General features: G+C 63.8%; 19 protein-coding genes and 2 pseudogenes. 11 read left to right on the forward strand and 10 right to left on the reverse strand.

The annotated features are described in order from the left end of the window. The first annotated feature begins 14 nt into the window (after positions 1–14). Together AUC70_RS12960 and AUC70_RS12965 are read left to right on the forward strand one after the other, a co-directional pair. Complete coding sequence (locus tag AUC70_RS12960; RefSeq protein WP_069445244.1) at positions 15–530, forward strand: sigma factor-like helix-turn-helix DNA-binding protein; 516 nt, start codon at positions 15–17, stop codon at positions 528–530. Then, positions 527–955: an anti-sigma factor gene (locus AUC70_RS12965; protein ID WP_069445245.1), complete on the forward strand. Its 429-nt coding sequence runs from the start codon at positions 527–529 to the stop codon at positions 953–955. The genes AUC70_RS12960 and AUC70_RS12965 overlap by 4 nt, the downstream gene beginning before the upstream one ends. Before the next feature lie 26 nt (positions 956–981). On the opposite strand, the gene AUC70_RS12970 is transcribed toward AUC70_RS12965, so the two are convergent. Next, the gene (locus tag AUC70_RS12970; protein WP_069445246.1) at positions 982–1,476 is read right to left on the reverse strand and encodes a hypothetical protein; all 495 of its coding nucleotides are present in this window, start codon (positions 1,474–1,476) and stop codon (positions 982–984) included. 741 nt (positions 1,477–2,217) lie between these two features. On the opposite strand from AUC70_RS12970, the gene AUC70_RS12975 reads away from it, so the two are divergent. After that, complete coding sequence (locus AUC70_RS12975; protein ID WP_141702124.1) at positions 2,218–3,264, forward strand: hypothetical protein; 1,047 nt, start codon at positions 2,218–2,220, stop codon at positions 3,262–3,264. Between the two features lie 15 nt (positions 3,265–3,279). Here AUC70_RS12975 and AUC70_RS17220 read toward each other — a convergent pair whose 3' ends face one another. The 3 genes and pseudogenes from AUC70_RS17220 to AUC70_RS12985 all read right to left on the reverse strand — a co-directional run bounded on the left by AUC70_RS17220 (position 3,280) and on the right by AUC70_RS12985 (position 5,745). Next, positions 3,280–3,903 carry a YcjF family protein gene (locus AUC70_RS17220; RefSeq protein WP_244505646.1) on the reverse strand — a complete coding sequence of 208 codons (624 nt, stop codon included), beginning with the start codon at positions 3,901–3,903 and terminating at the stop codon, positions 3,280–3,282. Further along, positions 3,843–4,292 (reverse strand): hypothetical protein, encoded by a 450-nt coding sequence (locus AUC70_RS17225; RefSeq protein WP_158007453.1) that lies wholly within the window; start codon positions 4,290–4,292, stop codon positions 3,843–3,845. The genes AUC70_RS17220 and AUC70_RS17225 overlap by 61 nt, the downstream gene beginning before the upstream one ends. Next, positions 4,289–5,745: pseudogene (locus tag AUC70_RS12985) on the reverse strand (YcjX family GTP-binding protein). Before AUC70_RS12985 ends, AUC70_RS17225 begins: the two are co-directional and overlap by 4 nt. A gap of 332 nt (positions 5,746–6,077) precedes the next feature. Here AUC70_RS12985 and dksA point away from each other — a divergent pair. Beyond that, entirely contained in the window at positions 6,078–6,509 is a 432-nt protein-coding gene (gene dksA / locus AUC70_RS12990; RefSeq protein WP_069445248.1) for an RNA polymerase-binding protein DksA, read from the forward strand. Positions 6,510–6,513: 4 nt separating this feature from the next. Here dksA and AUC70_RS12995 read toward each other — a convergent pair whose 3' ends face one another. The 4 genes from AUC70_RS12995 to AUC70_RS18645 all read right to left on the reverse strand — a co-directional run bounded on the left by AUC70_RS12995 (position 6,514) and on the right by AUC70_RS18645 (position 9,876). After that, positions 6,514–7,953, reverse strand: coding sequence for an MFS transporter (locus AUC70_RS12995; protein ID WP_069445249.1), 1,440 nt, complete (start codon positions 7,951–7,953; stop codon positions 6,514–6,516). Continuing rightward, entirely contained in the window at positions 7,950–8,795 is an 846-nt protein-coding gene (locus AUC70_RS16865; RefSeq protein WP_244505624.1) for a M15 family metallopeptidase, read from the reverse strand. The genes AUC70_RS12995 and AUC70_RS16865 overlap by 4 nt, the downstream gene beginning before the upstream one ends. A gap of 265 nt (positions 8,796–9,060) precedes the next feature. Then, the gene (locus AUC70_RS13005) at positions 9,061–9,420 is read right to left on the reverse strand and encodes a flagellar biosynthetic protein FliO (RefSeq protein ID WP_069445250.1); all 360 of its coding nucleotides are present in this window, start codon (positions 9,418–9,420) and stop codon (positions 9,061–9,063) included. A 78-nt stretch (positions 9,421–9,498) separates the two neighbouring features. Beyond that, a complete protein-coding gene (locus AUC70_RS18645) occupies positions 9,499–9,876 on the reverse strand; it encodes a hypothetical protein (protein ID WP_342022369.1) in 378 nt (125 codons plus the stop codon). A gap of 29 nt (positions 9,877–9,905) precedes the next feature. On the opposite strand from AUC70_RS18645, the gene cckA reads away from it, so the two are divergent. From cckA to AUC70_RS13020, 3 genes are all read left to right on the forward strand, one after another. Next, entirely contained in the window at positions 9,906–12,143 is a 2,238-nt protein-coding gene (gene cckA / locus AUC70_RS13010) for a cell cycle histidine kinase CckA (RefSeq protein WP_342022371.1), read from the forward strand. A 121-nt stretch (positions 12,144–12,264) separates the two neighbouring features. Beyond that, positions 12,265–13,503 (forward strand): sulfotransferase family protein, encoded by a 1,239-nt coding sequence (locus AUC70_RS13015; protein WP_069445251.1) that lies wholly within the window; start codon positions 12,265–12,267, stop codon positions 13,501–13,503. Between the two features lie 87 nt (positions 13,504–13,590). Continuing rightward, entirely contained in the window at positions 13,591–14,841 is a 1,251-nt protein-coding gene (locus AUC70_RS13020; protein ID WP_069445252.1) for a sensor histidine kinase, read from the forward strand. A gap of 104 nt (positions 14,842–14,945) precedes the next feature. Here the strand turns inward: AUC70_RS13020 and AUC70_RS18940 are convergent. Beyond that, a pseudogene (locus tag AUC70_RS18940) lies at positions 14,946–16,096 on the reverse strand (TIGR03032 family protein). Positions 16,097–16,446: 350 nt separating this feature from the next. On the opposite strand from AUC70_RS18940, the gene AUC70_RS13030 reads away from it, so the two are divergent. From AUC70_RS13030 to AUC70_RS13045, 4 genes are all read left to right on the forward strand, one after another. Further along, complete coding sequence (locus AUC70_RS13030; protein ID WP_069445253.1) at positions 16,447–20,106, forward strand: autotransporter domain-containing protein; 3,660 nt, start codon at positions 16,447–16,449, stop codon at positions 20,104–20,106. A 199-nt stretch (positions 20,107–20,305) separates the two neighbouring features. Then, the gene (locus tag AUC70_RS17230) at positions 20,306–22,024 is read left to right on the forward strand and encodes a beta strand repeat-containing protein (RefSeq protein WP_069445254.1); all 1,719 of its coding nucleotides are present in this window, start codon (positions 20,306–20,308) and stop codon (positions 22,022–22,024) included. Next, positions 21,969–24,170, forward strand: coding sequence for an autotransporter family protein (locus AUC70_RS13040; RefSeq protein ID WP_069445255.1), 2,202 nt, complete (start codon positions 21,969–21,971; stop codon positions 24,168–24,170). Before AUC70_RS17230 ends, AUC70_RS13040 begins: the two co-directional genes overlap by 56 nt. A gap of 73 nt (positions 24,171–24,243) precedes the next feature. Then, the gene (locus AUC70_RS13045) at positions 24,244–25,560 is read left to right on the forward strand and encodes a spinster family MFS transporter (RefSeq protein WP_069445256.1); all 1,317 of its coding nucleotides are present in this window, start codon (positions 24,244–24,246) and stop codon (positions 25,558–25,560) included. Between the two features lie 131 nt (positions 25,561–25,691). Here the strand turns inward: AUC70_RS13045 and AUC70_RS13050 are convergent, their stop codons facing one another. After that, positions 25,692–25,982, reverse strand: coding sequence for an HU family DNA-binding protein (locus AUC70_RS13050; protein WP_045366533.1), 291 nt, complete (start codon positions 25,980–25,982; stop codon positions 25,692–25,694). Positions 25,983–26,154: the final 172 nt, after the last annotated feature.

The raw sequence follows: 26,154 nt of genomic DNA on the forward strand, positions 1-26,154 counted from the left end.
CGGGCCTTGTGGCGATGCTCCCGAGGCTGCAGCGCTTTGCCGATGTGCTCGCTGGCGGGCGCGGCGCGGGCCGCGGCCTGTTGCAGCGGGCGCTGCAGTACATGCTGGCCGAACAGCATCGCTATCAGCGCGGCACGGCGCTGGATGTGTGGGCCTTCAGCGAGGTCTATCGCCAATGGCGCTACGAGCTGAGCGGCGAATCCGATCCGATGGCGCAGGCAAAGATCGACGATGTGGCGTTCGGCGCCTTGTTCGACATTGAGGAGGAGCCGGGCTTTCGCGACGAGCCCGTGATCGATTTTCTGGTCGGATTGCCGCCGCAGCAGCGTCTGACGCTTCTTCTCGTCTACGGCGAGGGCTTTGAACACGAGGATGCGGGACGGATCCTCGATGTGTCGTCCGAGATGATCGCCGCGCGTCTCATCCGTATGAGTACGTCATTGGCAGACCGGCTGAGCGATCGGCCGCCGGCACAGGCCGCCGCGATTGTCGAAACATTATATCCCGAGGGACACAGAGCTTCACCATGACCGAACTCTCAGATGAACTCTTGGTGGCGTATGTGGATGGTCAACTGGCGCGGAAGCAGACCCGCGCTATCGACAAGGTCCTGGAACAGGACGACGTACTGGACGCCCGCGTCACGGCGCTCAAGCACGCCCACGCGCGGCTCGAGGCGGCGTTCGAGGCAATCCTTGCAGGGGAAGAGGCCGAGATTTCCGAGGTGGCCGCGCGGCCGCAGGAAGATGGGTTCTGGGTGCCTTGGCGCACATTCAAGATTGCCGCGGCCTCGGCCGGTCTCGTGATCGCGCTGGCGCTCGCGATGCTCGGCTATGGCTGGCCGCTGGCCGAACCCGGCATGGGATCGGCTCCCAGCGCTGTGACGGACTCCGGCGCAGGCGCCTCGGCTCAGGTCGAGCTTGACGTCAGCCCCGAGCCGGCAGCGACCCCCTAGCGCAACCGGCAGGGTGCTGCGCGGGTTTAGAACGTGCGGAAGTCGCCGGCGAGATACCGGTTCAGCTCGGGACGAATTTCGTCGACGCGTTCGCGCGTGCAGTACTTCGCATCCTGCTTTGCGCGGGCGGTCGTGGATTCAAGCGAGTAGTCGTACGCTTTTTGGATTTCCTGCATCCGCCGGGCGTCCGCGCCGTAGGATTGCTCGAACGCGAAGTAGCGCGCGCGCAGCTGTGCCGGGTCGAACACGAAGCCGCAAACGGAGGCACGCGCCGAAAGCCAGCCCACGCGGGTCGGACGGTCGTTGGGCTTGGCCTTCTTCGTGAAGCCAGGTATTCCGTCAGTCGCCGGAAGCCCGCCGCTCCAAAGCCCGCCAATAGCGCTATCGTCACCCGGCGCTTTGGCATTGTCGCCGCCGCCTAACGAACTCATCGTGCCGCAGCCGGAGAGCACCGCGACAACGGCGAGCGCGGTGATGGCCGCGACGAAGGAGCGGGACCGTGTGGAGGACTTCGATTGCATGACGGCGCGATCTTATCGGCGCGGTGCGGCCAGCTAAAGGGGGGACAGGTTGCAGAAACAGAGAAAGGCGGAGCTTTGTCGGCCCCGCCTCCCTGTTGCGATGTCGAACCACCCGCCCGTTCGGGACGTCTGGTCGGCGCCGCGGGACCTTTCGGCCCCTTGGCCACGGTTTTGGCTACAAGGTCTCCCACGAGTGGGCTCCCGAGAGCCGGCGCCGCGACCTGACCACGGCCCTTATTTTCCGTCGCGTTGCTACGACGCGGCTTCCGCTCTGGCCAAGCGAGAAGCCTGACAGCGGTGGGATCAGTGGCGCGAAACACTCTGCCGGTTCCACCTCACGGTACTGCGGTGACACCGCCAGACCGTAGAATTTCGCGTCTACTTTTCCCGCCGCCTTCAGCCACCCACGGCATGGATGACCTCGGGCTTGCCTTGCCCTAACGAGTCTGCCGCCGTTTCCCGGCGCCTCCAGATTTCTCCGTCGGCCCCTTCCACAACCGGCCAACTCGCAAGATCAAGACTATACGATTGGTTTTTCGTTGCAGCAGGTGCGTGAGGCTTATCCCCGCAATCCACCGGAGGCCGATTAAAAGCAATTATATCAATATGTTAATAATGCACAGGCGGGCAGGTTGCCGCAGGCTCCATTTGTACCCGGAAAAACGCGTCCAAGCGGCCGCTGCTGCCGTTTTTCTGACCCTCTTCGCCGCGTATGATAGGTTCCTGCAGGGGGTCGAGCGGATGAACAGGCTTGTCGGCAAGACGCTGGCATTTATGGCGGCATCGCGCGCAGCGCTATTTGCCGCGCTGTCGCCGCTGCTTGCGTTCGCGTCGAGCGTCGGACGCAAAGTTGCCCGTCGCTTCGCCGAATCCTTCCCAGAGCTTGCCGTGCGCGGCCGTTGGTTGCGTGGACGCGCCATGCGGCTGCCTCGTCCTGCGGTCCGGCTCATAGCCGCGAGCACGGCCGTTGTCCTCACATTGGCAGCCCTCGCTCTGCCTGGCCGGGACAATGGGCGGATGCTGGCCTCGGTCGAGTTGGCGCTTGGCGGCAGTGGAGGCGGCGTCGCCGGTGCGCATGCCGACGAGATCCTGATCACGGCGCCGCCGCAAACCCTCGCCGCAACCGGCAGCATCCCGACCCCGCCGGCGCTGGACGCGCCAGAGCAGCAGCTGACAAATACAGCGCCGCAGCCCCAAGAACCGGCACAGGCAGAAAAGCCGGCACAGACGCAAGAGCCGAACCTCGCGGGCCTCGCCGAGATTCCGCCGGAGCTACTGGCGAAACAAGGCAAGCGCAACGGAGCCGGGTCCGCGCGCAAAGCGTCCTTCGCGGCCTTTTCCGAGGCGCAAGAGAATTTGCCCTGGAAGGAAGTCGAACCCGTCGTGTTCACGCCGATGGGGCCGGGCCAACAGCACAAGTCGGGGACGGCCCCGGCGCAAAGCCCGGCACCGGGCATCACCAAGGTGTCGAGTGCCGACATCAGCAAATGGACGAAGGGCAAGGCGACCAAGATTATGGGCGCGGATCGCACGAAGCCGCTTTACCATTTCGTCGTCTGGCTCGAACCGCCGAAGGCGCTGCAAGGGCGCGTGGCGGGCGTGTCCTACGACTTCAGTTCGCCGGCAGTGCAGCCTCAGTCTCAGGCCTCCAGCGACCCTGGTAGCGGGTTCAAGATCAACGCGGCGGGACTTGCGTGCGCCGACGAGATCACCGTGACGCTGCGCTTCGACGACGGCCGGGTCGAGACGACCCATATCGACGGCTGCGAGCTGTTCAACAAGGCCTGAGCAGCGGGCCCGGGCTTAGTTGAGCCCGGCCACTTCCGCCACCAGTTCGCGGAAACGCGGCCGCTGCTGCTCGATATAGGGCAGGGGACGGCAGACATCGATCGTGGCGATCCCGATCCGCGTCGTGAGCGCTCCGTTGAAAACACCCTCGCCGAGTTTTCGCGATAGCCGCGCGGTGAGCCCGTGCCCGACGAGTTGCTGAATGACATCGTCGCCGAGGGCGATGCCGCCCGTCAGCACGATGTGGGTGACCACCATGCGGGCGAGCTTCATCAACGAGAAGAAACCGGGCCGCGCCCCATAGAGCGTCGCGAGCTTCCGCAACATGCGCAGGTTCTGCGCGGCGACGAACATCATGTCGACGAGCGCATTGGGGCTGACCGCGGTCACGACCGAGACGCGCTTCGCGGACGAGGCCACGATGCTGCGCGCGACCGGATCGAGCGGCGCGACCAGCGTGCGCTCGCTGAGACGCAAGAGCTCCTCGGCGTTCATGATGTCGTTCTCATGCTCGGCGAGACGCTGCATGCCCCAGGCGAGGTCGTCGCGGCCGCGATAGAAGCGCTTCAGGCGCCGGGTCACGTCGACGGCGAGCGGCTTGTCGTCTTGGCGGGCCGCGCTGTCCGCCTCGTGACGAATCTTGTCGAGCGACCGAGGCGCATGAGGCCGGCGAGCTCGCGCAGGATGATCATCAGCAGCGCGAGCAAGACGAGGGCGAGCAGCACGACGGCGACCCAGCCGATCCAGTCGTCGCGCGCGATCAAGGCGAGGACATAGTCGTACAGCCACAGGGACGCGAGGAGGCCGATCAGGCTCCCGAGCGCGCCGATGAAGATGCTGCCCCAGCGCAGGCCTCGCTCGAGCTTCGGCAGCCCCGCGACCTCCGCCTCCGTCTCCGGCGTACCGGGCAACGGTTCCGGCTCGGGCGCCATGACGATCTCCACATCCTCCACCCGGAACGAGGCAGGTTTGCGCCGTGACGTGGTGGCCCCGTTCGATGTGGTCTTGCCGGATGCTGGTTTGGTCATGTCAGGCGGTCTCCGAGAAGCACCTGCATGGCGCGGTCCAGCCTGATATTCGGGAAGGGCGCGAAGCCGCCCGCGGGCAGAGGCTGCGGGTCCGGCGGCCGGAAGCGCACGAAGCGCATGTCGGCGTCGCCGGTCTTCCAGCCCGACATGGCTCCTGCGGATCGGCCGGGAGGTCGCCCGGAAAGATCGCGAAGGCTTCGGAGCCGTCGAATGTGCGGTGGCCAATTTTCTCCCCGGGCAGCGGATAGCCGACAATGCAGGGCAGCGTCTCGCCGTCCTTCTTGGCTTCGGCCTCGCGCGTCGCGCGGATCGCCGCCATCGCCAGCACTTTGACGTCGGAGCCGTGATGCTGCGCCTTCTCGATCGCCTTCTTGGCGAGGAGCGACAGGATCGCTTCGAGCCGGTCGTGACTCTCATGATGCAGGCGATCCGCCTTGGTTGCGGCCAGAACAATGCGGTCGATGCGCGGGGAGAACAGGCTCGACCACAGGCTGTTCGACCCCGTGCGGTAGCACTCCAAAATCTCGCGCATGGCCCGCTCAAGATCCGTCATCGCCGCCGGTCCGCCATTGAGTGCCGAAAGCACGTCGATCAAAACGATCTGCCGGTCGAGCCGTGCGAAGTGATCGCGGAAGAAGGGCCTGATGACATGGCGCTTATAGGCTTCGAAGCGCCGCTCCATCAGGGACCATAGTGTATCCCGTGAGAAGCCGGTCTCGGTCTTCGCATCGAGCGGCGCGAAGGTCAGCGCAGGCGAGCCTTCGAGATCGCCAGGCATGAGGAAGCGCCCGGGTGGCATGGTCGACAGGGCATACTGATCGGCGCGGGCCCCATGCAGATACGCCTTGAACAAATCGGACAAGGTTGCGGCGTGAGCCTCGTCCGCGGGGCCCGCGGGATCGGTCTGCGCGAGAGCCTCTTGCCAAGCTTTCGCCGCCGGGTTGCGGGCGGCATCGTAGGTGCGCGTTACCGCATCCCGCGACCAGTCTTCGTAACTGAGATCGAGAAGCGGCAGGTCGAGCAGCCATTCGCCCGGATAGTCGACAATGTCGATATGCAGCCGCTCGCGGCCGAGCTGACGTTTCCAAAACTTGGCGGATTCGTATTCGAGCGTGAGCCGGAGTTGACTGATGCGGCGCGTGCTCTCTGGCCATTCCGGCGGGCTCGCCGTCAGGTCGGCCAAGTGCTTCTCGTATTCGAAACGCGGGACGATCTCGTCCGGCTGCGGTTCGAGATAGGCGCGCAAGAGACGGCCCTCTGCCGCGGGATCGAAAAAGGGCAGGCGACCACCCGACATGAGATTGTGCACCAGCGCGGAGATGAAGACTGTCTTGCCGGATCGCGCCAAACCCGTCACGCCGAGACGGATGGTCGGGGTTACCAAGTTCGATGCATAGTCGCCGATATTGCGGACGGCATCGCCGGCGGCGTCGGTATAGGTCGAGAGTGGCACGCTACAGCTCTGTCCTTTCCTCGCTACCCCCGCCCGACCACACCTGCGGCCGCTTTTGGAGAATGTGGCAGGGGCCGGGATATTTGGTATCGCGCGGGTTCGCGCTGCACAACAAATGTGCGGATGAAGTGTACATGGTGCTTTGTCTGCGTGACGACCAGGCAAGAGCGCATGGCTCATCAATTTCTGTGTCTGTCAACAGCGACTGCGTCTTGACTTGCCAACGCGGTTCCGTAAATACGGGGCTGTCCGACGGGGGGTGCCGATACGGCGAGTGAACGCCGGTGCAGGCACCGAGCCAACAAGAACGGAACGCGTTTGGAATGTCTCTGATGGCGACTGCGAAAAAGAGCAAAACTCTCCCCGAGGACTACACGCCGTCGGAAGACGAACCGTTCATGAACGATCTGCAACGGGCCTATTTTCGGCGGAAGCTCCTGGACTGGCGCGATGAGATTCTGCGCTCGACCAAAGAGACTCTGGAGCACTTGCAGAACGACTCCGAACAGCACGCCGACATCGCCGACCGGGCGACGTCGGAGTCCGAACGTGCGCTTGAATTGCGCGCGCGCGACCGGCAGCGCAAGCTGATCGCGAAGATCGACGAGGCGCTCGCGCGCATCGACGACGGCACCTACGGCTACTGCGAAGAGACGGGCGAGCCAATCAGCCTCAAGCGCCTCGATGCGCGTCCGATCGCGACCTTGAGCGTCGAAGCGCAGGAGCGGCACGAACGCCGCGAGCGCGTCTACCGCGACGAGTAAGCTCTCACACCGCAGACAATGGCGCGGCCACGCTTTCGAGCGGCTTCCGTTCGGCGTCGACCCCGTAGCGCGCGACGATGACCGCCGCTGCGAGCATCAATCCGGCCCCAAATAGGTAGCCGCCGAACAGGCTGAAGCGCGACCCGGTGTCGATCAGCGCACCGAAGAGGAACGGCGCGCCGATGCCGCCGACGCCCGTGCCCACCGCATAGAAGAACGCGATCGCCAGCGCGCGGACTTCCAGCGGGAATGTCTCGCTGACCGTGAGATAGGCCGAGCTCGCGGCCGCGGAGCCGAAGAAGAAGATCACCGTCCAGGCAAACGTTTGCCATGCGGCCGACAGCACGCCCGCGGCGAAGAGCGCGCCGGTCAGCGCGAGCAGCAGTCCCGAGATCGCGTAGGTGAGGGCGATCATGGGCCGGCGGCCGACCGTGTCGAAGAGGCGCCCCAGAATCAAAGGTCCGAGGAAATTTCCCGCCGCGAAGGGGAGGAGGTACCAGCCAACCTGGCTGGCATCGATCCCATAGAAGTCGGTCAGGACCAGCGCATAGGTGAAGAAGATCGCATTGTAGAAGAACGCCTGGGAAGCCATGAGGGTGAGGCCCACAAGCGTGCGCTGCCGGTGGAGATCGAACAACGCATACCAGACTTCGCGCAGGGGCGTGTGGCTCCGGGTCTGGATGCGAATGGCAGGCTCTTCACGGTCCGGCACGTGGTGGCCGCGATTGCGGTGATGGTCCTCGATCTGGTCGATGATGTCGTGTGCTTCGTCCGCGCGGCCATGGGTCATCAGCCAGCGTGGCGACTCCGGAACCCAGCGGCGGATGACCAGAATTCCGAGACCTAGGACCGACCCGATAAAGAACGCGGCACGCCAGCCGATGTCCGGCGGCAGAAACGCGGGGTCTAGCAGCACGATCGACCCGGCGGCGCCGGCACCCGCCCCGATCCAAAAGCTGCCGTTGATGGCAAGGTCCGTATGGCCCCGATAGCGCGCCGGGATGAATTCCTGGATGGCCGAGGCAATGGCCGTGTACTCGCCGCCGATCCCTGCGCCCGTGAGGAACCGAAAGAGTGCGAAGCTGGCGAAGTTCCAGGAGAAGGCGGTGGCCGCCGTGGCGACGAGATAGACGCCGAGGGTGATCACGAAGAGCCGCTTGCGGCCCAGCCGGTCGGTGAGCCAGCCGAACAGAACCGCGCCGAGCACGGCCCCCGCCAGGTAGAAGCTGGAGGCGAGGCCGACCTCCGCATTGCTGAGTTGAAGAACCGGGCTTTCTTTCAGCGCGCCGGCAACGGCGCCGGCGACCGTCACTTCGAGGCCGTCGAGGACCCAGGTGATGCCGAGAGCGACAACGATCAGCGTATGAAAGCGGCCCCAGCGCAGGCGGTCGAGGCGCCCTGGGATGGACGTCTCGACGATCCCGGTCTGGGGCGAATTGCTCACGTGCCGTCCAGCGTGTCCGGCCCGCTTCCGGGACGCGGCAAGACTGGGAAATCGAAATAGGTGTCGGGGAAGGGCTCCGGCTGGAACGTGAAGTGCCAGATCTCCTTCGGGTAGTTCTGAAAGCCGTGGCGGCTCATGACGTCCAGAAGGAGCTCCCGGTTCTTCTCCTCTTCCGGCGTGAGGCCCTTGGTGACCGTATTGGCCTTGGTGTCGAAACAGTCGAAGCCCGTGCCCATGTCGAGCCCGTTGTCGGCGGGATCGCCTTCCGTGCAAGCCTCGGGTTTGTCGGGATCGGCTTCGGCGGGCGAAGGCGTGGAACTCATCGGCACGATGGTGACATCGAGGGTCGCTCCGCGCGAGTGACCGGATCGCGTGGCGATGTAGTTCGGGAACAGGTCTTTCTTCGACAGATTCGGATAATGCGTCCGCTTCGCCTCCGGATCGTCCGGTTCCGACGACCACGCCACGAACGCGGCCACCGCCTGCGCCGGTCGATAGCAATCGTAGACTTTGAGAGAGTATCCAAGCGGCTGCAGATCGCCCTGTGCCGCCTTCAGCGCTTCGGCCGCATCGCGCACCAGAATGCATTCCGGCGCGTCGTAGCCGGGCACGGGGCGCCCGGTGAAGTTGTCGCTGCCCGCATAGCGCATGTCTTGTTGGATGGTGGGGTCCACGTCGCGCAGATACACGAAGCTGTCGGGCATCGTGCTCTTTGGCGCGCCGGCGGTGCTCATCGAGGCCCCCAGGAGGACGACCGCCGCCATCAGGGCGGCCCAAGCCAAACTGTCGCGCACGGTCATGGCCCGAGAATTCCAGCCGGGTATGACTGCGTCAACACGCACAAAAAAACTCCCCGCTTGAGGCGGGGAGTGGAGAGTGTTTGGGGGACTGACAAGACTGGCATGGCCAGTCGGTGTCGGACCATTAGCAGGGAACTGCCGGCGTCCTCACGGTTAGCGAACAAAGTTACCGGCGGTTGCTAAATCCGCTTGCCCGGGTGGGCCGCCGTGAGACCGTGTATTAACGCTAACGCAAGTGCGGGGGGACCTCAAGGAAAACCCGCCGTTGCACATAAGCAACAGTCAACAGGAAATGTCCTTTCGGGCCCTAGGGTTGGCTCATTTTGGGTGCTGGTCTTGGGGTGGTTTTTGCGATCACCACGTCGCCATGGGGGGGCTGGAGTGGCGCGGGACGGCCTTTGATTCCCGTTTCGACGACGAGATCGACCGGTCCGCCGATGATCAGAAGGTGCTCCACGTCATCCCGCCGCACGAGACACAGCTTGCGGTTCGGGTCGACCTGGGCCGTTTCCACCACGGACAGCCGCCGCTCGCGCCCCTTCTTGGTGATCCCGGCCTCTCCCTGGCCGAAAATGGCTTTGAACGCCCAAACCGTCAGCACGATCAGGGCGACGATGAAGAGGAATGCCGCAATGCCCAGTATGGCGGTGTTGACGTCGAAATCCATGGCCGTCGCTCCCTGCGGCTGGCTCCATACGAAAGCCAAACTTTACCGCACCTTAGCCCGATTGCTGCATGTTGAAACCTAGTTCATTCCTTGAGCGCGGATTGGCACTGGGCCTTCGTGACAATCTCCGGTCAAGCCAAGTCGAATCGGATACTTTCTCATGCCATGTCGGATATCGATGCGCCTATGCGCTACGCTGAACCCATGACGGACCGGACCAGCCGCGACGGCAGTATTACGCTCGTGGTGCTGCTGGCGCTGGCGCTTGCCGTCGCCGCCGTCGGTCTGGCCATGCTCAGCCGCGAAGTCGCCGAGCCCTTCGTGCTCGCGATCCTTGCGGCGCTGGCCGTCGTGGGCGTGTTCTGCCTGTTCGCCGGCGCCGTCGGGATCCTGCATTTCGGCCAGCGTCACGAGCGCAACGATCTGACCAAGGCCTTCGTCGACAACCTGCCTCATGGCGCGCTCATCGGCGACGCTCGGGGCGTGTGTTCTACGCAAACCAGGCCTATCGCGAGCTTCTCGGCCTCGACGCAGAGGCGCCGGTTCCCGCACCCGATCGCGCCTTTGGCGGCAACCCCTATCTGGCCGAGCCGATCTTCCGGCTGGCGCGCGCGGCGCAGCAGGGACGCTCGCGCAAAGAAGAATTCCGACTGCCGCCGCCCGGCGAGGTCGAGGACGAATCCGCCGTCGAGCCCCGCTGGTTCCGGATTTCGGTGCAGCCCATGCCGCCGGAGGCAAACTCAGGCCGGAAGGGTCAACTCACGGTCTGGCAGGTCGACGAGGTGACGCAGGATCGGGTGCGCGAGGAGTCGAGCTTTGCAAAGGTTCAGGCGGCCATCGACTATCTCGACAACGCCCCGGCCGGCTTCTTCACGGCGGACGCGGACGGCCGCATCGAGTATCTCAACGCAACGCTTGCGCAGTGGCTCAAGCTCGACCTGACCGACATTGCCTCCACGCCGCCGAAGATCTCCGACATCATGTCTCAGGACAACGCCGCGCTCCTGGCCGGCGCGGGCCGCGGGGACCCGCAAGGCACGGCCCAGAGCGGCGTCCGGCGCTTCGACATCGATCTCCTCCGGACCGACGGCACCACGATGCCCGTCCGGGTGCTGCACCGTCTGCCGCGGGGCAATCAACTCGCCCATATCCTCATTCTCAGCCGGGGACCGGGCGAAGCCCAGGAAGCGGGCACGGCCGAGCTGCGCTTCACTCGGATGTTCCAGTCCTCGCCGTTTGCCATTGCCACAGTGGATGCGGAGGGCGCCGTCAGCGGCACCAATGCCGCTTTCTCGCGGCTGTTCGGCACCGACGCGGACGCCGATCCCGGCAAGACGAAGCTCGAGGACCTTGTCGACGGCGCGAACCGACAGGCGTTGCACAAGGCGCTGGAGGCCGCCATTGCGGGCCAGGGCCTGATCGATGCGATCGACGTGACGTTTGCCGGTCCCGAACCACGGAGCGGCCGCATCTATCTCAGCGCCATCTCCGACAAGGACGACAAGAGCGAAGCGGTGATCGCCTATGCGCTGGACACGACCGAGCAGCGCGCGCTCGAAGCGCAATTCGCGCAGAGCCAGAAGATGCAGGCGGTGGGGCAACTCGCCGGCGGTATCGCGCATGACTTCAACAATATGCTGACGGCGATCATCGGCTTTTCCGACTTCCTGCTCCTGAACCACCGGCCGACCGACCCGGCCTTTCAGGACATCATGAACATCAAGCAGAATGCGAACCGGGCCGCCGGTCTCGTTCGTCAATTGCTCGCCTTCTCGCGGCAGCAGACGCTGCGTCCGCAAGTGCTGCAGCTGGGCGACGTGCTCTCGGACCTTTCCATTCTGCTCGACCGTCTGTTGGGCGAGAACGTCGAACTCAGCCTGGATACGGCCGGCGACCTCTGGCCTGTCAAAGCGGACCTGCATCAGTTCGAACAAGTCATCATCAATCTTGCGGTGAACGCGCGCGACGCCATGCCCGACGGCGGCAAGCTGGCGATCCGGACGGCGAACGTAGACGAAGCCCAGTCGCGTGAGGCCGGGGGCAGCCATATGCCGCCGGGTGAGTACGTGATGATCGAGGTCCGGGACACCGGCACCGGCATGAGCGAGGAGGTCAAGCAGAAGATCTTCGAGCCGTTCTTCTCCACCAAGGAGATCGGCCGCGGTACCGGGCTCGGACTTTCTACCGTCTACGGCATCATCAAGCAAACCGGCGGCTATGTGTATGTCGACAGCGAGGTCGGGAAGGGCACGGCCATGCGCGTCTACCTTCCGCGCCACGCGGAAGGCGCCGCCGAGGTCGACCAGGAGCCGGTCAAGCTGGAACGCAAGCCCGAGAAGCCCAAGGATCTGACGGGCCGCGGCACGCTGCTGCTCGTCGAGGACGAGGACGCCGTGCGCAGCTTCGCGGCCCGGGCGCTCGGCACCCGCGGCTACGAAGTGTTGGAGGCTTCGACCGGCGCCGAGGCGCTGGAAGTCTTCGAGGAGCACGAAGGCAAGGTGGACCTCGTGGTGAGCGACGTGGTGATGCCCGAAATGGACGGCCCGACGCTCCTCAAGGAGATTCGCCAGAGAGACCCGGACATCAAGATCATCTTCATGTCGGGATACGCCGAAGACGCGTTCAAGCGGAATCTCGACGAGAACGAGGAGTTCGGGTTCCTGCAGAAGCCCTTCGATCTCAAAACGCTGGCGGCGACCGTGAAATCCGCGCTCGAGGACTAGCCCGGCGGCTCTGTCCCCCGGGCTCTGCGGCCCCAAGGGGGGTTCCCTTGGGCGGAAATCGCGTCTAGGACGCCCCTATTCATCCCTTTAGGAGACGAGAAGCTTTGCCAGACTACGAGTCATGCCGTCCGAGGACGGCGACGACAACAAGCGCCGCAAACGGCACAAGAAGAAAAAGATGGGGCTGACCGTCGAGCGTTATGGCGGCCGGTTGCTTTATATGTGGTTCGGCATGCGCTTCATGACGCTGATGCGGCTGTTCTGGCGCGGCCGCTTCTCCTTCACGCTGAATTGCATCCCGGACACGCTGGCGCTCTTCCTGTTCGTGCCGTGGAACACGCCGCTCACCTGGATCTCCGAGGCCATCTACAAGAAGAAGGCCGAGAGCCTGAAATTGGACACGCCGCCGATCTTCGTCGTCGGCCATTGGCGCAGCGGCACCACGCTGATGCACGATCTCTTCTCGGAAGACCCGAACCTCGCATTTCCGACGACCTATGAGTGCTTCGTCCCGCATCACTTCTTGCTGACGGAAGGCACGCTCGACCACTTAGCGAAGGGCCTCCTGCCCAAGCGCCGGCCGCAGGACGACGTGCCGGTGGGCTTCGACCGGCCTCAGGAGGAAGAGTTCGCGATGCTGATGCTGGGGCAGGGCTCGCCCCTGATCACGATGGCTTGGCCGCGGCTCGGGCCCCAGGACACCGACTTCATCGACTTCGACGGCGTGCCCGAGGCGGAGGTCCAGCGCTGGGCGGACGCCTATATGTGGTTCTACCGGCGTCTGATGGTGAAGCACGGCAAGACGCTGGTCATGAAGACGCCTCCGAACACCGCGCGGATCAAGCTGCTGACCAAGCTGTTCCCGGACGCGCGCTGGGTACACATCTCGCGCAGCCCGCTGAAAGTGTTTCCGTCCACGGTCAAGCTGTGGCGCGCACTCTATTCGGCGCAAGGCCTGCACAACCCGCCTCAGTGCGACGAGTGGCTCGACGACTATGTCTTGGACCTCATGGAGCGTGTCACGACGGTCTATGAGCGCGACAAGCATCTGATCCCGAAGGAGAACCTCTACGAAATCCGCTACGAGGATCTCGTGAAGAACCCTATCGGCTCGATGCGGGACATCTACCAAAAGCTCCGCCTAGAGAGCTTCGATGAAGCGGAAGGCCCGATGCGCGCGTTTCTTGCCGACCGGTCGGACCACAAGGTCTCCAGCTACAAGATGCCGAAGGACCTCACCAAGCGCATCGCCGATCGGCTGAAACCCTTCATCGACGCCCACGGCTATCGCGAGGTTGTGGACGCGGCGCTCGCCGAGCCGGAGGCGGACGCCAAGGTACCGGAAGAAGCGGCGTCGTAGCTCCACGAGGACAACTCGTCCCGCCGCTTGCGCGTCGCTGCCACTTCGCGGCAATATTGGCGCGCACATGGAAGCTGGGCTTGAGCAATGGGAATCGACCGCGACGCTGTCTACAGCCTGGCCGTCAGCACTGCTGGAGTCATAGGCAACGAGTTTCTTGTCGCTCTCGTCCACCACCTTCACGAGGTCATGCCCGTCAGCCTCGCCCTGATTACGCTGGGCCTTGGCAGGCCGCCGTCGCGTGCGCGCGCGATCTTCAGCTGGCGTGACGGGGAGAAGGGTGTCCCGATCGAGTACGATCTGGAAGGGACGCCGTGCAAATTGGTCTACGAGGGACAGACCCTCGTCGTGCCTGATCAGCTCTCGGTCCGTTTTCCGAAAGAATCTGAGCGCTTGAGAAGCTATTGCGGTGTTCCCTTGCGTGATCGCTCAAGAGAAGTGGTGGGTCACTTCGCGGTGCTGTCCGAGGAAGCCCTGACGGAGACGGAGCGTGTCGAAGGCATTGTGCAAATCTTCGGCCGCCGTGCGGAGTCGGAACTCAACCGCATAGCCCAGGACGAAGAGCGCAACGAACTCATCGCGCGCCTGGAAAAGCAATACGCGATGTCCAATCAGCGCAGCAATTTCATGTCGAAGGTCTTGGGCATGGTCGCGCACGATCTGCGCAACCCGCTTTCGGCGATCGTCGCACGGGCGGATTTGATGCAGGCGCTGATCGATGCCGAAAAAGATATCTATGATGACAAGACTACCCGCGGATTGGTGAAGTCGCTGGAGTCGGTGCACGCCTCCAGCGATCGGATGAACCGTATGATTGAAAGCCTGCTCGATGCGGCCCGCAAGGAAAGCATGGAGATTTCTCTGACGACCGCGAATGTTGCGCTGAGCAGGGCGGCCGAGTCCGCCATTCAAATCCATCAGGCGCACGCGTCAGCCAAGTCGATCGCGTTGCAGTCCTATCTCGACGATCAGGTGAGAGTAGAGGGCGACGAAGACCGGCTCGTGGAGGCGATTGGTAATCTCATCAGCAACGCCATCAAGTACTCGCCCGTAGGCAGCGAGGTCACTATTGTCACGCGAAGGCTCGGTGAGGCTCAGGCTGAAATCGTCGTTGCCGACTTGGGGCAGGGCATGACCGCAGAAGATCTCGGCAATGCCTTCAAACCGTTCCACACCTTGTCGGCGCGCCCCACGGGGGGCGAAACGTCCACGGGGCTCGGCTTGGCGATAGTCAGAACCGTTGCCGAGGCCCATGGCGGCGAGGTGTTCGCCGAGAGCAAGGGCCGCGGCAAGGGCACGACGATGACGATCCGTTTACCAGCGATTGAGGCGCCCTAGGCGCTTTCCTCAACAAAGGAAACCCTTCAAGGCGACCATGGCCCCTAAAGCACTGGCGGCCATACCGGCAGCTTGTTTGCGGGGCACGTTGCTAGGCTGTTCGGTTAGAACGAAGCCGCCTCGTCGAGTTCGTCATGGGTGACGAGCCCCAAGATCTCGTTGGAGGCAAATCCAAGCGACATGGGCCGGAAGACGCCTTCCACCACGGCGACATCGTAGAGTTCGCCGATGGCGCCATCGATGCGGAACCAGTGCACGACCGCGCCCGTTTCCAGGTCGATGACCTGCACCCCGCACCACGGTTCGGAGTCCGTTTCGGCAAGCTTCTTATCCAGCGCCAGACCCTCGAAGCGCTCGTAGCGCGGCTTGGACAGACCAACGAAGGCGTATTTGCCGTGGAAGCCGAGGCCCCGCACGAAGCCGGGGCAGAATGCGACCACGTGAAGTTTGGCGTCGGCGGCCTTGTCCGCGGTCTCCACCCAGCACAGCTCGCCGGTGCCCGAGTCAGAACATAGAGCTTGCCATTGTACATCCGCGGCGAGTGCGGCATCGAAAGCCCGCCGATGACGATCTCGCCCGTGGCGACGTCGATGATGATGCCGCCGTCATAGCGGCGGTCGCGCCAGCCGTCGATCGTGTCGGATTTGCTGACCGCGGTCACGTAGCGCGGGACACCGTCCTCCATGGCGAGGCCGTTCAGATGGCAGCGGTCTTCCTTCACGATCTTCGAAATGAACGGCGGCTTCCAAAGCGGCGTGAAGCTGTGACGCGACGACGGCGTCGCCAGACAATTGAAGAGCGTGTTGACGAACACGATCCGTCCGTCCTTGAGCAGGCCGACATCGTGGGCGTCGATCTCGCCCGTTACGAACAGTTCGCGCGGGACATAGCAGGCGTCATACAGATTGTTGATCTGCTGTTGGGCCCCCAGAACGTTCTTGAAGCGGATGATCTGGAATAGCGTCGCAAGCAGGATCGTATCCTTGTCGGGGACGGCGATACCCATGGCCTTGCGAAAGAACCGTTCGTCGACGAGGAGCCCGCCGTCGGTGTTCTGGCCGAGCAGGTAGAACTTTCCCGACTGATAGGACGAGATCCCGAGCCCGATCCCGTTGCTGCCGAGGAACCCCGAAAAACCCGGCGACATCGAATATTTGACCTGTGGCTGCTCCGGCGCCTTTGGCTCTTCCGTCGCGGCGTCCTGCCCGGCTCCGGCAGTGGCCTGAGCGCTTGGCTGCTCGTCGCGATCGGTCATGTTCACCCTTTCCGGAACTTCCGCGGCCAAACCGTGTTGCGTGCGCGCCCGATAAAGTCGCGGCGCATCAGCGCAAACGTAGTAGAGCGCCCGGCCGTGAATGACAACGCGCGATCGGCGTCAGTGCGCGAGCGACAGGGCGAGCCGGCCCGGTAACCGGTCGTTAGGACTTCGACCGCCGAAAGCGCCCTGCAGGCCTGATCTGTCCCAGGGTGGCACGCTTCGGCGCATTCGATTCAACTTGTATGCAACTTGCGCTCGTCTTGCCGGCGCCCGTCCGTATCGTCCCAGGAGCGGATGTCCGGCAACTGCATAGGGAGCAGCGCCGGCTTGGGGTCTAGGGGGAAACAATGTCCAAGCTGTCAGCACGGGTACCCGTGCTGCTGTCGTTGCTCGTGGCCGCGGTCGCGGGCGGCAGCCAGCATGCCTATGCCGATTGCACAGGCACGGCCCCCAACTTCGAATGTTCCGGCGGCAGCGCGGAGCAGGCCATCGACGCCGACAATGCGACAGTCGTCACGCTCCCCGGTTTCAGCGTCTCCGCGACCGACCAGAGCGCGCTCTCGATCTCCGGCAAGGGCCAAATCTCCTATACGGACGCGAATGCATCCTCCCTTGCTTCAGTGCTGGAGACGGCACTGTCCGCGTCCTCCACCGGCAACGACGGCTCAACGCCGGGCGGCGTTGACGTCAGCACGGACGGAATGCTCAGCGGCGCGGTCGGCATCGACGCCACCAACTACGGAACGGGTTCGCTGAGCATCGACGCCCTCGGCGCAGTCGAAGGCACGAACGGAAACGCGATCACCGCGCTCAACAGAAATGCGAATGGCGGGGGGCTCTCGATCGTCACCACAGAGACGGTAGTGGCCAAGCGCACCGGCATCAGCGCCACCAATTACGGAACCGGCCTGCTGAGCATCGACACAAGCGCCGGCGTCACCGGCGAGACCGGCATCGAAGCCGTGAATCGCGGCGCCGGTTCACTCGCGGTGGACGCGCACGGACCGGTCACGGGCACGCTGTACAACGGCATTTCGGCGACGAATTTCGGCACTGACCTTTCGATCACTACAGAGGATGCCATCTCGGGCGCCATCACAGGCATCAAGGCCAGCAATTTCGGTCTTGGATCGACGACGATCGAGACCGGCGGAACGGTCGACGGACAAAGCGCTCACGGGATCGAGGCCATCAACGAGAACGCAAACTCGGACAGCCTGACCGTCATTGCCAAAGGCGCCGTGACCGCGAGCCAGACAGGCATCAGCGCCACAAATCACGGCAAGGGCCTGCTCACCGTGCAAACGATGAGCTCCGTCAGCGGTGAGACCGGCATCGATGCTGCCAGCGAAGGTGCAGGTTCCCTGTCGATCGACGCAGGCGGAACGGTCACCGGCACCAGTTCCAACGGCATCGCCGCCAAGACCTACGGCACCGATCTTTCGGTCACGACCACGGATACGGTTACTGGCGCGCGCGCAGGCATCGCCGCGACGAACTACGGGACCGGTACCTTGACGATCGACACGCAGGGCGACGTCAGCGGGACCAGCGGTTCTGGCATTCAGGCGTCGAACACGGCCGGCACGGATCTTTCGGTTCTGACCGCCGCGGGAACCACCGTGAGCGGACAAACCGGACTCTCCGCGGACAACGGAGGCAGCGGCACGCTGAACCTTGATATCGCCGGCAACATCGAGGGCACCGCCGCAGAGGGCATTTCCGCCATGAACAGCGGGACAACGTCGATGATCGCGACGCAAACCGGATCGAGCGTCCGCGGCGCCACCACGGGCCTGCGGACCGTTCACGAAGGGGCAGGCGCGTTGACCTTGGATATCGCGGGCGCCGTGGAGGGGTTAGGCGGCGAAGGTCTCTACGCCACCAGCAGCGGCTCGGAGGCGATCACCCTGAACACGACGGGAAATATCTCCGGGACGACGGACGGCGTCTATCTGGGCCATGGCGGCGGCGGCGCGATCAATGTCGACATCGGCAGCGGCAGCACCGTGTCGAGCGTCGGCACGAATGCCGACGACTTCGCGATCGAGACCTCGGGGGGCCGGACGAACCTTGTCGTCAGCGGCACGCTGAGCGGCGGTGCCGGCGGCGCGGCGAAGTTCGATCGAAGCGAGACCAACGCGTTCAACGACCGGATGGAGCTGCATCCGACCGCGGCCGTCACCGGCAAGGTCCTCGCGGGTCCGGGCATAGACACCTTGGCCTTCGCAGGCGGGGGGCACGGCACATTCGATCTCGACGACATCGACACCGGCGACCGGACGAAGCAGTTCCAGGAATTCGAGATTTATCAGATCGACAGCGGCACGTGGAGTTTCGACGGCACCACGCCATACACCTTCACGCTCAACGGCGGTACGCTGAAGGGCACCGGCACGTTCGGTGAGCTGATTTCGAACGGCGGCACGATCTCGCTCGGCAACTCGATCGGGAGCATGACGATAAACGGCGACTTGACCCTGCGCAGCGGCTCCGTGTTCGAAGTCGAAGTCAACGCGGATGGTCGAAACGACACGGCCATCGTCAACGGCTCCGTAAACCTCACGGGCGCGACATTGCGCGTTCTGGCCCAGAAGGGCAGCTACAAGACGCGCACCAACTACACGATCATCGAGAATGACGGGTCCGACGCCGTCAACGGCAAGTTCGCACGGCTCGAAACCAACTACGCGTTCCTGACACCAAGCGTCGTCTATGACGGCGGCGACGGCAACGACGTGGTGCTGACCCTCCTGCGGACGGTCGTACCGACCACGGGAAGCGGCAGTGGCGCTGGCGGAAGCGGCACGGGCGGCGTCAGCTATCTCAGCTTTTGCTCGGTCGCCGAGACCAAGAACCAATGCAATGTGGCGGAGGCGCTCGATGCGTTTCCGGCCGACAATGCGCTCTTCTACTCGGTCCTGACTCAGACGGAGGAGGGCGCGCGCGAAGCCTTCAATGCGCTGTCGGGTGAGATCCACGCGACGGTCGCAGGCACGCTGGTGGACGACAGCCGCTATGCGCGCGACGCCGTCATGGGCCGCCTTATGCAGGCGAACCACCGCGGCGGGGCACTCGGCTCCAGCGGGCCGCTCGTCGCCAGTTACGGCAACCAAGACATGATGCTCGGCGGGACGGGCTACTACGACGGCAAGACGCTTGTCGATCAGCCGCAGCCGCTGGCCTTCTGGACCCAAGGCTTCGGCGCCTGGGGCGACTTCGGCGGCAACAAGAACGCAGCCTCCGCCGATCGCAATCTCGGCGGCTTCATCTCCGGTATGGATGCGAACATCGATGACACCTGGCGCGTCGGTGTGGCGACGGGTGCGTCCTTCTCCGATGTGAGCGTCGACCAGCGTTACAGCACCGCGAACGTGCAGAGCTACTATCTTGGCGGCTATGCCGGCGGCATGGCCGGTGACTTCGCGCTGCGCGGCGGCGGCCTGTGGGCCTGGAGCGAAGTCGAGACATCGCGCGCCGTTGTCTTCCCGGGCTTCTACGAACGTCAGAATGCAAGTTACGACGCGGACACGGGCCAGCTCTTCGGCGAGGTTGCCTACCCGACGCAAATGAACGGCGTCGATCTCGAGCCCTTTGCAGGTCTCGCCTATGTGTCCGTCGAGAGTGGCGGCTTCACCGAGAAGGGCGGGGCGGAAGCGTCCTTGCACGGCACGAATTTCTCTCAAGACGTGGGCTACACGACGCTGGGTATTCGCGCCGCGAAGACCGTGATGTGGGGCGATATGGAAGTGACCCCGCATACGGAAGTGGCTTGGCTCCATGCCTTCAACGACGTTACGCCGGGCGCGTCGCTCGCTTTTGCTACGACGGGCACAGGGTTCGACGTGTCGGGCGTGCCGCTGGCGGAAAACTCGGCGTTGCTGGACGCGGGCCTCGACTTCGCGATCAGCGACCAGCTCTCCGCCGGTGTCTCCTACTCGGGCCAGTATGCGGACAACGTTTCCGACAACGCCGTCAAAGGCCGCCTGACCTGGCTGTTCAATTAGTTTGAGTACGTTTCGCCGGGCGTTTTGCCACTATTGCAGCTTGCCGGTTCGCCCACGAATCTGTGAGGGTTGTACCCTGAGAGCTTGACGACACCACCGGGCAGGGTGCGCTCGGGTTCGAGGCTCATTCGGGGGACACGATGCGGCGAGGGGGCCTGAGGCAGCGGCTCTTGCTGTCCACGACGATGCTGGCGGGCGCATGCTGGCCTATGGTGGGCGGGCGTACAGCCAACAAGTCTGCACGGCTGCCGGGTCAGATATTCTCTGCGAAGGCGCCAGTACAGACACACAAGACCTTTCCGGCCGTGATAACGCCACGGTCACGGCGGGCGCCACGTTCGAGGTCAAGACGACAACTGGCAACGGCATCACCCTCACAGGCGACGGCCAGCTCACCTATTTGGATGAGAACGTTTCGCCTCTCTTCGCTCCCTACTTTGGCCTCTACGTGAACAATTCCGGCAACGACGGAGGCACGCCCGGTGGTGTCACGATCAACACCAATGGCTATCTGAAGGGGAATACCGCGCTCTACGTCTACAGTCAGGGGAGCAACGGAACGTCGATCAGCAGTTACAACCAAGCCTACGGCACCTACTACGGCATTCATGCCAAGAACTATGGCGGCGGTCTTTCGGTCACGACAAGCGGCCCTGTCACCGGAGGTGACTACGGCATCAACGTCAAGCAAGACGGCAGTGGCGCGCTAAGCATCGTAGCCGGCGGCGACGTAACGGGCAGCGATGATGTTGGAATTTTTGCTCAGAACGGTGGGGGCTCGTCGTTCGACATTACAACGGCGGCCGGAACGACCGTGTATGGCGGAACCTACGGCATCCAGGCGATCAACCTCAGTTCCGGTTCGTCGCTGAAGATAACCGCCGATGGCGATGTCCAGAGCGGCGGCAAGTACGGCATCTACGCCATCAACAATGGTACCGATCTCACTATAAACAGCGGCGCCGACTCTACGGTTCAGGGCGAGTACGCGATCAAAGCGCAGAACAACGGCAGCGGCGCCACGACTGTCGATCTACACGGCAACGCCTACGCGTCCGGAGACGACGCCTACGCTGTCCTCGTGTTCAACGGCTCGGATAGCAGCAGCGCCGGCACAGACCTCACCGTGACGACGCATGCCGGAGGCATGATCAAGGGTGAGGGCGGTATCAACGCCGGCAACTTCGGCAGCGGCGCGCTCACCATGTCGATCGGGGGCGATGTCCATGCCGACAAGTTCTACGGGATCACCGCCTACAACGCCGGTACGGATATGGAGATCACCGTGGACGGCAGCGTTTACGGGAGTATGGGTGGTGTGATCGCTACTCAGGCGGCAAGCGGCTCGATCAAGATTCATGCGAACGGTTATGTCGGCGGTGGGGGTACCGCGATCTATGCAGGGTTCACCAACGGTCTCAGCGGCACCAGCGTTGAGATCACTACCGGTGCCGCCAGCACCGTAAAGGGTGCCAGCGGTATCGTTGTGGGCGGCAATCCGCCGGGTTCGCCGAAGGATGGCATCACCGTCGTCGCGAACGGTACTGTAATTGGCAATGGCGGCTCCGGCGGCGGCTGGGGGATTTATGCGCGGAACCAGTCGGACTCTGAGGTCAAGATCGTCACGGGTGCCAACTCTTCAATTCAGAGCAGCTACAACGGTGGCATAGGGGCGTCGAACTACGGGGCAGTGAAGATCCAAGCGCTCGGTTCGGTGACGAGCCAATATGGATACGGCATCTACGCCTACAATTCCGGGTCCAGCACCACGATCACGACGCGCCGGGAACGTATCGGGTACCAGGGGTATTCTCGCCAAGAACAATGGCGGCGGCGACATCGACATCACGGTGGGCGGAAATGTGACGGGAACGTCCGGTGCTGGCGTAACCGCGCAAGCGTCGAGTGGCAGCGGTGACATCCACATTACGACAGCAATTGGCTCGCGGATTTACGGCGCGGGAGGCATCTCGGCTGAGGCAAGCGGTGCCGGAACGGTCCGGATCACGACGCATGGTGTCGTGAGCACCTCGACCGGGAGTGCCATCACGGCGGCGACGGCGGGCTCTGCGATCTCAGTCGATGTACATTCCCAATCGGTGATTACCGGCATCGCGGCGACAGGGACCTATGCGGTTCAAACTGCCGGCGGCCCCACGACGCTGACCGTTCACGGCGCGCTTGACGGCGGCAACGGCGGCGCTGTGCAGTTCGACCAGGGATCTGCATTCGCCAATAAGCTGAAGCTCCGCCCTGGCGCCGACATCACTGGCACGGTTTTCGCCGGGCCTGGCAACGAGGACAAGCTCGAATGGGGTGGTTCGGGCTCCAGCGCGTTCGATCTCAGCGACATCGATACGGGCGCGGGTACACAGCAATACCGCAATTTCGAGAGCTTCGAGATGGAAAGCGGCAATTGGACGTTCACCGGCGGCACGACAGTGCCTTTTTCCGTTGTCGGTGGGACGCTCTCCGGAACAGGGACGTTTGGCGACCTGGACATTGTCGGCGCCACGCTCGCCCCCGGCAATTCCATCGGCAGCATGCGGGTCAATGGCGCCTTCACGCTATCCGGGGGCGCCGTCTACGAGGTCGAAGTGGACGCGGCAGGGAACGCCGACAAGGTTGTAGTCAACGGGACGGTCGATCTCACCGGCTCGACCTTGCGCGTGCTCGCCGCGAACGGCGACTACAAGCAGAGCACCGACTACACGATCATCGCCAACGATGGCGGCGACGCCGTCCAAGGCCGGTTCGCCACGATCGAGAACGACCTCGCCTTTCTGAAGCCGAGCGTCGACTATTTTGGCGGAGACGGTAACGATGTGGTGCTGACGCTGACGCGTCACCACGGTACCCACAATGGCGGCGGCCCGAGCTTCTGCTCGGTCGCCGACACGCAGAACCAATGCCACGTCGCCAAGGCGCTCGATGTTTTCCCGACGACAAACCCTCTGTTCCTCTCGGTTCTGTTCCAATCCGCCGAGGGTGCGCGGCAGGCGTTCGACGCGCTCTCGGGTGAGATCCATGCGACGGTGGCGGGAACGCTCGTGGACGACAGCCGCTATGCACGGGACGCGGTGCTGGGGCGCATGATGCAGGCGAGCCATCAAGGCGGAGCGCTGGGGAACGGCGGGCCACAGGTCGCAAGTCGCGACGCGACCTACCATGCCGGTGCCATGCGTCTCGGCGGCAACTTCATCGGCGAAGAGACGGCAGCCGAACCCGTATCGCCACCGCTGGCGTTTTGGACTCAAGGCTACGGCGCTTGGGGCACGTTTGATGGCGACGGCAATGCCGCCACGGCGGACCGCGATCTCGGCGGCTTCATCTCCGGCATGGATGCGCGCGTTGGCGGCTCCTGGCGCGTTGGCGTGGCGACAGGCGCGTCTTTCTCCGACGTGAGCGTCGAGCAGCGTTTCAGCGGCGCCAACACCAAGACCTACCATCTCGGCGGCTACGTGAACGGCGACGTCGAAGGTGTCGCGTTGCGTGCCGGCGGGCTCTGGGCCTGGAGCGAGATCGAGACCTCCCGCGCAGTCGTCTTCCCGGGGTTCTACGAACGGCAGAATGCGGACCGATCCGATACGGGCCAGCTCTTCGGCGAGATCGCTTACCCGACCCAAGTGGCGAGCATCGAGCTCGAGCCCTTCGGCGGCTTCGCTTACGTTTCCGTCGAGAGTGAGGGGTTCGGCGAGAAGGGCGGCGCGCAAGCGAGCCTGCGCACATCAGGCATCGATCAGGACGTGGGCTACACGACCGTGGGTCTGCGCGCGGCCACGACTATGCTGTGGGGCGCCATGCAGGTGACTCCGCACGTCGAAGGCGCCTGGCTGCACGCGTTCGACGACGTTGCGCCCAGCGCGTCGCTTGTCTTCGCGACGACCGGCGTCGGCTTCGATGTCTCCGGCGTTCCGCTCGCCGAAGATTCCGCGCTGATCGATGCGGGCCTCGACTTCGCCCTGTCGGATCGACTGTCCGCTGGTGTCTCTTATTCGGGCCAATATGCCGACAGCGTGTCCGACAATGCCGTCAAAGGCCGCTTCACGTGGCTGTTCAACTAGGTCGAGTCGAGGGTGCACTTGCACCAGTGGTCGTGATACCTGTCTGAAAGCCTCAGCATTTCGGAAGTCTCCGGTGCGCTTCAATCAAACGACGTCCCCCTCGCGACTCGAGTCCGTTCAGGTCGGTTCGCGGCGCTACACGCTCATCGTGCTCACGGCGTATTTCGCGCTCGCGCATCTCGATCGGCAGGTGCTCGCGGTGACGTTGTCGCCGATTGGACGCGAGTTCGCGCTCAGCGACATCCAGCTCGGACTACTGTCCGGTTTGGCCTTCGCGGTGCTCTTCTCCACGCTGGGATTGCCGCTCGCCTTGGCGGTGAGCAGTCTCAACCGCCGCAACGTGATCGCCATCACGATCGCTGTATGGAGCGCCATGACCATGCTGTGCGGACTCGCGCAGAACTTCTGGCAGCTTTTCTTGGCGCGCGTGGGCGTCGGGGTCGGTGAGGCCGGCGCATTACCTGCAAGCCACGCCATCATTTCGGACCGCTACGAACCGCGCGAACGCGCCGGCGCAATGGGCGTGTTCATGTCCGGTGCGAACATCGGAACGGCGCTCGCGCTGGTTGGGGGCGGGTTTGTGGCGCAATTCTTTGGCTGGCGCGCGGCGCTTCTGCTTGCGGGTTTGCCGGGCCTGGTGCTGGCCGTGATCATTCGATTGACCGTGCCCGAACCGCCTCGGCCGCACGACGATGCCGGCAGGGCCACGCTGCGGCTCTCCTTGTTGTCCGAGACCGTGGCCAAGATCTTTCGGTCGCACCCAATGGCCCTGATGGTGCTGGCCACCGTCCTGAACACGATCACGACCTTCGGCATGGTCGCCTGGCTGCCGACATTTCTCGTCCGGGAGCATGGCATGGCGTTGTCCGCCGTCGGCCTGTATCTCGCCGCAGCCATCGGTGTGGCGGGCGCTCTTGGAACGATGTTCGGCGGGCAACTCGCGGGGCGCCTCGCTTTGTGGCGGGCACATTGGATCGCGTGGACGCCCGCCGTGATTCTCCTCCTCACGAAGCCTTTCGCCATTGCGGGGTTGCTGGCTGGGAGCAAGGCGACCGCACTGTTGCTGTTGCTCGTCCCGTGCGCTCTCGGCGCCGTCTATATCGCGCCGACGATTGCGGTGCTGCACGCCGCGCTGCGGAGCGAAGAGCGGCCCGTCGGGTCCGCGCTGTTGTTGTTCGGTATGAACATGATCGGCATGGTCCTCGGACCGCTGATCGTCGGCGCGGTCTCCAACGGCTTCGATCCTTCCGGCGGCAGTCTCGGCGCCGGATTGGTCGCGGTCCAAGCCTTCGGGATCACCGGTGCTATCGTGTTTCTTGTGGCTGGTTGGACCATCGGCCCGGCACCGGAAGAGCGCGAGCCACAGCAGGGTCCAGCAACAAGCACTTAAAGCGCCGCTAGCTGTTAGCGCAAACGAGCAAGCGCTCAAGCAGCCGCTAGGCGATAGCGCAAACGAAAAGTACGCCGCCCCGAAGGACGACGCACTTAACTTCCCTCAATTCCGTGTGCGGACGAGTGCTGCTACACCGCGTCCTTGGCCGCCTTGACCGGGCGTGCCTTGATAACCTTCCGCGCAGGCTTGGCCTTGAACACGGTCGGCTCCTTGGTGAAGGGATTGATGCCTTTACGGGCGCGAACGGCCGGCTTCTTGACGACCACGAATTTGGCGAAGCCCGGCAGCATGAACTCGCCGTTCTTCTTCATTTCCTTGTAGCCGACGGTCGCAAGGGTCTCGAGAACGTCTTTGACGTCCTTCTTCGTCATGTCGAGCTGGTCGGCAATCGTTTGGATGAGTGCGGTCTTTGTAAGCATTATGTAGCGCTCCTAAAATAGGACGGCGCTCGGAAAAGCCAGTTGGTACAAGCTTTCTTCGCCGTCCGAGCCAGGTCCGGCTCTTCATACCCATTGAGGGATGGCCGATTCGCACGGCTTTGTCTGCTTTTTTGGAAATGGCCTGTGAGTATTTCGCCCGTAAATTACAGGC

The organism is Methyloceanibacter stevinii, from assembly GCF_001723355.1.
Lineage (GTDB): Bacteria > Pseudomonadota > Alphaproteobacteria > Rhizobiales > Methyloligellaceae > Methyloceanibacter > Methyloceanibacter stevinii.